Raw genomic sequence first — 3,999 nt, 5'->3', positions numbered from 1 at the left:
CTGACCGACGAGGTCGAGGTGGTGGTGATCGGCGGCGGCTTCGGCGGCTTGCTCGCGGCGGCGCGGCTGCGCGAGGCCGGTGTGAGCGACATCCGCGTCATCGAGAAGGGCGGCGACTTTGGCGGCACCTGGTATTGGAACCGCTATCCGGGCGCGGCCTGCGATGTTGAATCCTACGTCTATCTGCCGCTGCTGGAAGAGATCGGCTACATGCCGGTCGAGAAGTACTCTCGCGCCCCGGAGATCCTGGCCCACAGCCGGGCCATCGGCGAGAAATACGACCTCTATTCCAACGCCTGCTTCCAGACCGAAGTCACCGGCATGGTCTGGGACGAGGCGGCCTCGCGCTGGATCATCTCGACCAACCGTGGCGATGCGATGAAGGCCCGCTTCGTCTGCATGGCCAATGGCCCGCTGCACCGGCCCAAGCTGCCGGGGATTCCCGGCGTCGAAACCTTCAAGGGTCACTCCTTCCACACCAGCCGCTGGGACTACGACTATACCGGCGGGACCTCGAACGGCGGGCTGACCGGTCTAGCCGGCAAACGGGTCGGCATCATCGGCACCGGCGCGACGGCTGTGCAGTGCGTGCCGCATATCGGGGCCGCCGCCGCCCAGCTCTTCGTCTTCCAGCGCACCCCGTCATCCATCGACGTCCGCAACAATCGGCCGACCGACCCGCAATGGGCCGGAGAACTGACGCCGGGCTGGCAGCAGGCGCGGATGGACAACTTCAACACCCTGGTCTCCGGCGGCTTCGCCAAGGAGGATCTGGTCAATGATGGCTGGACCGACATCATCCGCAACCTGGGCATGATCGCCCGCACCAAGGCGGCGGGGGCGGGCGTCCAGGATCCCGACACCCTGGTCCAGCTGGCCGACTTCCAGAAGATGGAACAGATCCGCGGCCGGGTGGATCAGGTCGTCCAGGACGAGGCCACCGCTGAGGCGCTGAAGCCCTACTATAACCAATTCTGCAAGCGTCCCTGCTTCCACGACGAGTATCTCGACACCTTCAACCGGCCGACCGTCACCCTGGTGGATACGCAGGGTCGTGGGGTCGAGGCGATCACCGAGACCGGCGTTGTGGTGGACGGGGTCGAGTACGAGATCGACTGCCTGATCTACGCCACCGGCTTCGAGGTCGGCACCGAATACGCTCGGCGAGCCGGCTACGAGGTCCACGGCCGCGGCGGCAAAACCCTGACGCAGAAGTGGGGCGAGGGCGTTTCCACGTTCCACGGTATCCATGTCCGCGACTTCCCCAACTGCTTCGTGATGAGCAACAGCCAGTCGGGGTTCACGGTGAACTATCCGCACATGCTCAACGAACAGGGCAAGCACATCGCCTACATACTGGCCCATGCCCAACAGAACGGCGTGACCCTGGTCGAGACCTCTGAGGCCGCCGAAGCCGAGTGGGTGGAGACGGTGATCGCCTCGGCGCTGCAGCGCGCGAAGTTCGCGGAGGAATGCACCCCCGGCTACTACAACAACGAAGGCAAACCTTCGGCGCTGGCGGCCCGCAACGGCCCTTACGGTAAGGGCTCGATCGCCTTCATCCAGCTGCTGGAGGAATGGCGCGCCGAGGGGCAGTTGAAGGGGTTGGAGCTGACGGGGGCCTAAGCGTCGACGGCGCGCAGCACTTCCAGCACCGCTTCGCCGTAACGCTCCAGCTTGCCCTCGCCGACTCCGGAGATGGCGGCGAGCGAGGGCAGGCCGGCCGGTTTCTTGGCGGCGATCTCGGCCAGGGTGCGGTCGTGGAAGATCACATAGGGCGGCAGATGCTGGCGCGCGGCCTCGTCGCGCCGCCAGGCGCGCAGGGCGTCGAACAGCGGCTGGTCATGCGGGGCGATGACCGTCGCCGCGCTCGACCCGGCGGTCTTCTTGCGGGTCCGGGTCGACCTTGCGCCGGGCTCGGGATCGTCTAGCCCCTTGCGTAGGGCCACCCGACGCTCGCCGCGATAGACCGCCTTCACGTACTCGACCTCGCCAAGGCCGATCAGCGGATAGCCGTCCTCGTGGTTCTCGCGCAGCAGGCCGTCGAACAGCAGCTGATCGAACAGGTCGCGCCATTCGGCGGCGCTGAGCTCCTGGCCGACTCCGAAGGTGGACAGGCCCGCCTCGAAGGCTGACGGGGTCTTGGTCTTGCCGAGCAGGTGATCGACCAGCCGCACGCGGCCGAACCGGCCGCCCATGCGGTGCACGGCCGACAGCGCCTTTTGGGCGGCCTCGGTGGCGTCGACGGTCTCGACGGTTCCCAGGCAAAGGTCGCATTGGCCGCAGGAATCGACGCCCTCCTCGCCGAAGTAGCGGCGCACGGCGGCGGCGCGGCAGGAGCCGCCGTCCAGCATGGCGTAGAGTTGGCGGACCTTGCGGCCCTGGACCTGCTTGACGCTCTCATCGACATCGCGGCCGTCGAGGCGCCGGAACGCCCAGGCCATGTCGGAGGCGCCATAGAGGGTGATGCCCTCGGCCGGATCGCCGTCGCGCCCCGCCCGCCCGATCTCCTGCCAGTAGGCCTCGATGGAGGCCGGCGGATCGGCGTGGATCACAAAGCGGACGTCGGGCTTGTCGACGCCCATGCCAAACGCGATGGTCGCGACCATCACCGCGGCGTCGGCTTCCAGGAACTTCTCCAGCCGCTCGGCGCGCAGGTTCTTGTCGAGGCCGGCGTGGTAGGCGAGCGCCGGAACGCCTTCGCCGCGCAGGGTGTCGGCCAGCTTGTCCACGCCGTCGCGCGAGCCGGCGTAGATGACGCCGGAGCGGTCGGGCCGGGCGGCCACCAGCTCCAGCACCCGCTTGTGACCCGCCCCGCGCTTGCGCTCGGCCGATAGGGCCAATTCAGGACGTGCGAAGCTGGCGACGAACTCGGCGGAGTCGTGCAGCCGCAGCTCGGTGCGGATGTCCTCGCGGGTTCGGGTGTCGGCGGTGGCGGTGACGGCCAGTCGCGGCACGTTGGGGAAAATGTCGGCGAGCCGGCCCATCATCCGGTACTCGGGCCGGAAGTCGTGGCCCCACTGGCTGACGCAGTGGGCCTCGTCGATGGCGATCAGGGCCAGCGGCGTGCGTGACAACCGGTCCAGCATCGAGGGCTGCATCAGGCCTTCGGGGGAGATGTAGAGCAGGTCGAGTTCGCCGCGTTCGATCCGCTCCCAGGTCTGGGCGCGTTCCCAGGACTCGCCGGTGGAATCGATGCGAGCGGCGGCGACGCCGGATTGTTGCAGGCCCGCGACCTGGTCGGCCATCAGCGCGATCAGCGGCGAGACCACCAGGCCCAGACCCGGTCGCATCATGGCGGGGATCTGATAGCAGACGCTCTTGCCGCCGCCGGTGGGCAGCACGGCCATGGCGCTGCGCCCGGCCAGGATCTCGGCGATCACCTCGGCCTGGCGACCTCGGAACTCGGCATGGCCGAAAGTGCGGCGCAGGATTTCCCGCGCTTCATCGAGGGAAGCAGGCATGGGGCGCTACATAGCCATGCCCGCCGGTCATGGGGAGGGAAAGATGCTGCGGCCAATGTCCCATGGGGCATTCGCCGCGTTCCTTTCCCTCAACAGCCGGCCATCCATAGACTCGGAGGTCGCGGGTTCGCTTGGACGCTCCGCGCGTATGGATCCCCGGGACAAGCGCCCGGGGATGACGAACTGGTGGCGGAGCTACTCCGCCGCGATCGCCTGGGGCGTGGCCTGGGCGCCGCGCAGCAAGCGGCCGGGCAGGGCGCCGGTGGGTTCGCCGTCCAGATAGGTGATCTCGCCGGCGACGATGGTGGCCACATAGCCGTCGGCGCGCTGGACGAGGCGCCTGCCGCCGGCCGGCAGGTCGTAGGCGACGGCCGGCGCCTTCAGGGTCAGGCCCTCATAGTCGATCACATTGAGGTCGGCGCGGTAGCCGGTCTGGATCAGTCCTCGGTCGTGCAGCCCGACCGCCTGGGCGGTGTCATGGGTCTGCATGCGGACCATGGCTTCCAGCGTCAGCTTCGGGCCGCGTGTCCGATCT

Annotated in this window: 3 protein-coding genes; 1 reads left to right on the top strand and 2 read right to left on the bottom strand. The window is 68.2% G+C overall.

All coding sequences use genetic code 11. From position 1 onward, the window contains the following. Positions 1-1,626: NAD(P)/FAD-dependent oxidoreductase (locus Q7T84_RS13830; protein ID WP_304809892.1), on the top strand; the 1,626-nt coding region annotated here is incomplete at its 5' end. Here the strand turns inward: Q7T84_RS13830 and recQ are convergent. Together recQ and Q7T84_RS13820 are read right to left on the bottom strand one after the other, a co-directional pair. After that, positions 1,623-3,464, bottom strand: coding sequence for a DNA helicase RecQ (gene recQ, locus Q7T84_RS13825; RefSeq protein WP_304809890.1), 1,842 nt, complete (start codon positions 3,462-3,464; stop codon positions 1,623-1,625). The genes Q7T84_RS13830 and recQ overlap by 4 nt on opposite strands. A 195-nt stretch (positions 3,465-3,659) precedes the next feature. Next, positions 3,660-3,999 (bottom strand): amidohydrolase family protein (locus Q7T84_RS13820; RefSeq protein ID WP_304809888.1); only part of this gene is annotated, 340 nt, incomplete at its 5' end.

Origin of the sequence: Phenylobacterium sp. (assembly GCF_030654915.1) — a bacterium.
Taxonomy (GTDB): domain Bacteria; phylum Pseudomonadota; class Alphaproteobacteria; order Caulobacterales; family Caulobacteraceae; genus Phenylobacterium.
The sequence above is the reverse complement of the archived record's forward strand: the minus strand, read 5'-3'. Positions and strand labels throughout refer to the sequence as shown.

Bases quoted from the DNA above. Each gene is read 5' to 3' on its own strand.
- recQ (WP_304809890.1), bottom strand. From the start codon at position 3,464: ATGCCTGCTTCCCTCGATGAAGCGCGGGAAATCCTGCGCCGCACTTTC.